The 3138-nt window shown below is 36.4% G+C and carries 1 protein-coding gene and 2 pseudogenes; 2 read left to right on the forward strand and 1 reads right to left on the reverse strand.

Annotated features, from left to right (window positions below):
• A pseudogene (locus tag AN959_RS19045) lies at positions 1–339 on the forward strand (urocanate hydratase); the annotation flags it as partial.
• 107 nt (positions 340–446) lie between these two features.
• Here AN959_RS19045 and AN959_RS19050 read toward each other — a convergent pair.
• Positions 447–2156, reverse strand: a complete 1710-nt coding sequence (locus tag AN959_RS19050; RefSeq protein WP_056833065.1) for a sigma-54-dependent Fis family transcriptional regulator — start codon at positions 2154–2156, stop codon at positions 447–449.
• 356 nt (positions 2157–2512) lie between these two features.
• Here AN959_RS19050 and AN959_RS19055 point away from each other — a divergent pair.
• Positions 2513–3138 (forward strand): annotated as a pseudogene (locus AN959_RS19055) (urocanate hydratase); the annotation flags it as partial.

The following is a 3138-nucleotide window of genomic DNA, read 5'->3' on the forward strand; positions in this document are numbered from 1 at the left end:
TCTGACTGGCCGATGTTGAACGGACTTTTAAACGCAGTAGGCATGTGTGACCTCATCGCGATCCAAGCGAACTATTCAATGGGGGAGGCAGTTCATACAGGCGTGACGATGGTTGCGGACGGAACAGCAGAATCGGATATGAGACTCGAGGTGGCGATGACCGTAGACTCAGGCATAGGGGTTGTTCGTCACGCACAGGCGGGCTATGAAATTGCACAGGACGTAGCGAACGGAAAAGGAAAATTAACAGAGGAGAGCATCAAGATCCCATTATGGTGGAAGCGTGAAGCGACATTTGGACCTAAAGATATAAAGAAAGAAGAAGCTAGAGTGAAATAAAATACAAAACAGAACGGCATTAAGCCGTTCTGTTTTTTGATGCGCATTTGTGACCATTGCAATGGCAAATAGATACGTAAAATCCTGTATGATATTTATCCCTTCATTTAAATAGTAGGTTTTTCAAGATCATGCTTTTTAATATGATACTGTAGACTTTGGCGTGTAATGCCAAGTTTTTTTGCAGCTCTAGATACATTCCAATTTGATTGTACTAATGTTGTTTCGATTAATTGTCTTTCCGTACTATTAAAGATTTTTTTAAGAGGTCTTTGAGTGTCCTCTCGCTGATTATAGGAAGTATTGGAAAACATCATTATTTTTCCACGCATATAAGATGGAAGGTGCTCAATATCAATAGTTTCACCGTTTTCTGGAACTCGAATAATGATGTTTTCAATCAAATGTTCTAATTCTCTAATATTTCCTGGCCAAGTATAATGAAGAAGACTTTTTCGTAACCAATCGGAAAGTGGTGGAACTGTTTTTGATAATTTTGCTTGATAAGTATCTAAAAAATAATTTATAAAAAAATGTACATCTTCAATTCGATCTCTAAGTGGTGGAATGTATAAACTTGTATGTGCAATTCGATAAAATAAATCTAATCGCATCCTATTTTCTGCAATAAGTTTCTCGGGATCTTCGTTACACGCACTTATAATAGTACATTTTACAGGTGCAACTTCGTTAGATCCTACTTTCCGAACTAGCCTTTCTTGTAGGACGCGCATTAATTTTGTTTGCAAAGTAATGGGCATCGAGTTAATTTCATCTAAAAATAAGGTGCCATCTTGTGCATATTCAAATAATCCCATTTGGTCTGTAGCACCTGTAAATGCACCTTTTACTGTTCCAAATAACGTGCTTTCGAGTAAATTTTCTGGGATTGCAGCACAATTTATTGCAACGAATGGTTTATTTGCCCGCGGACTATGGTTATGCATACTTTGCGCAAATAACTCTTTTCCAGTACCAGTCTCGCCTACAATTAATGTATCCGCATTATGTATAGAAACATTTTGAGCTTCTTTTATAAGTTCTAATAGAGGAAGGCTTTTTCCCTTAATATCATTAAATGTAAATATAGTGCCATTCTTAGAATGGACTTTATCTTCGCTTGAAACATTTGCTTGTCTTTTTAGTTCGATTGTTTCGTGCAGTCGGTCTTTCAATTTTGATTCATTCGTGCTGATAGAAAATACTGAAATGGTTTTCCCGTCTTTTTGGATAGGAAATGTACTATAGTTAACGTATTTAGGTATACCATTAATTTTTGAATGTGCCCGATATCTAGAATAGATAGGTTTTCCTGTTTTAAATGTATGTCGATGTTCCGAGTATTGCGGATTGTAATTATAGACAGACCATAAATGTTTGCCTATTATATCCTTGCTAGATAAACCTTCCATTTTCTCTTGAGCATCATTATACAAAGTAATTTCTCCTTCTGAATTACTCATCATAACTCCTTCATCAAGAGCTTCAATAATTTTTTCTAAGCAAAACAATCTTTCCTCTATATAAGTTATATCGCTTTCCGAATATTTTAGGCATAAAAAAATAATAGAACAATCGGAAGAAAAAACTTTCACATCTACTGATAACTTTCTTCCATCTAATTGAAGAGTAAATGATTCATTGTTGTTAAACTGGTTGTGATCACAGTCAATAAAACTACTAATAGCCATTCCATTTGAGATCTTAATAGGAAAGTCCATATCTAAGTCATACCAAAGAATTTCATGATTCTCGTTTAGTGCAATCACTCCATCTACATAACTTCGAATAATTGATCCGATAGATGCTACAGTCATGGTAGTTTTACTCCCTTCCATAAATCAAATTATCAATAGTATAACATAATTCTTCTGACTATTTAGAAGAGTCTGCATGTAAAATTTATCTGCACCTAATAAAACTCAACTGTCTCTATATGTTTTGATAAATAAATAAAATTATTTAATTGTAAGTAAAAAAATATCTGCAGTGTTTTGAATGATTTTGGCATCTCTCTATCTATCAAAATTTCGGTGATAACAAAAATAGACTTATAAAATCAAATGAATTTACGGAATTTTAAAATAGTTTCAAAATGATTTAGAAAATTGGCACGGCTCTTGCATTATAAAAATGTGTAGAAAACAATTTTATAATTTAGGAGGAAATAGTAATGACAACACCTGAAATCTTATATTCCGTAAAAGCACAAAGAGGACCTGAGTTACGTTGTAAAGGATGGAGACAGGAATCCATCCTACGCATGCTTGAAAATAACATGGAAAACGCAGAAAAACCAGAAGAGCTTGTCATCTATGGGGGAATCGGGAAAGCTGCACGCAACTGGGAATCCTATCATGCCATCGTGAAATCCTTAAAAGAGTTAGAGGATGATGAGACATTGGTCGTGCAATCTGGGATGCCGGTGGCGATCTTCAAGACACATAAGTATGCCCCAACCGTGGTGATGGCAACGACGAACATCATGAAAGCAGATTGGCCGACATTCTACGATCTACAAGATAAAAACCTGACGATCTATGCGAACTATACAGCGGCGCCTTGGGAGTATATCGGTACCCAAGGGGTTATCCAAGGAACATTTGAAACACTTTCGGCGATTGCACGCCTGCATTACAATGATTCACTCGTTGGAAAAATTCTACTTACTGCAGGAGCTGGAGGGATGGGTGGAAACCAAACTCGTGCAATGACGATGCACGGGGGTGTTGCCATCCTTTGTGACTCGAACATCGAAATCATTCAACGTCGTATCGACAAAGGCTTCATCGATGAGGT

The sequence above is a fragment of the Psychrobacillus sp. FJAT-21963 genome (assembly GCF_001420585.1).
Lineage (GTDB): Bacteria > Bacillota > Bacilli > Bacillales_A > Planococcaceae > Psychrobacillus.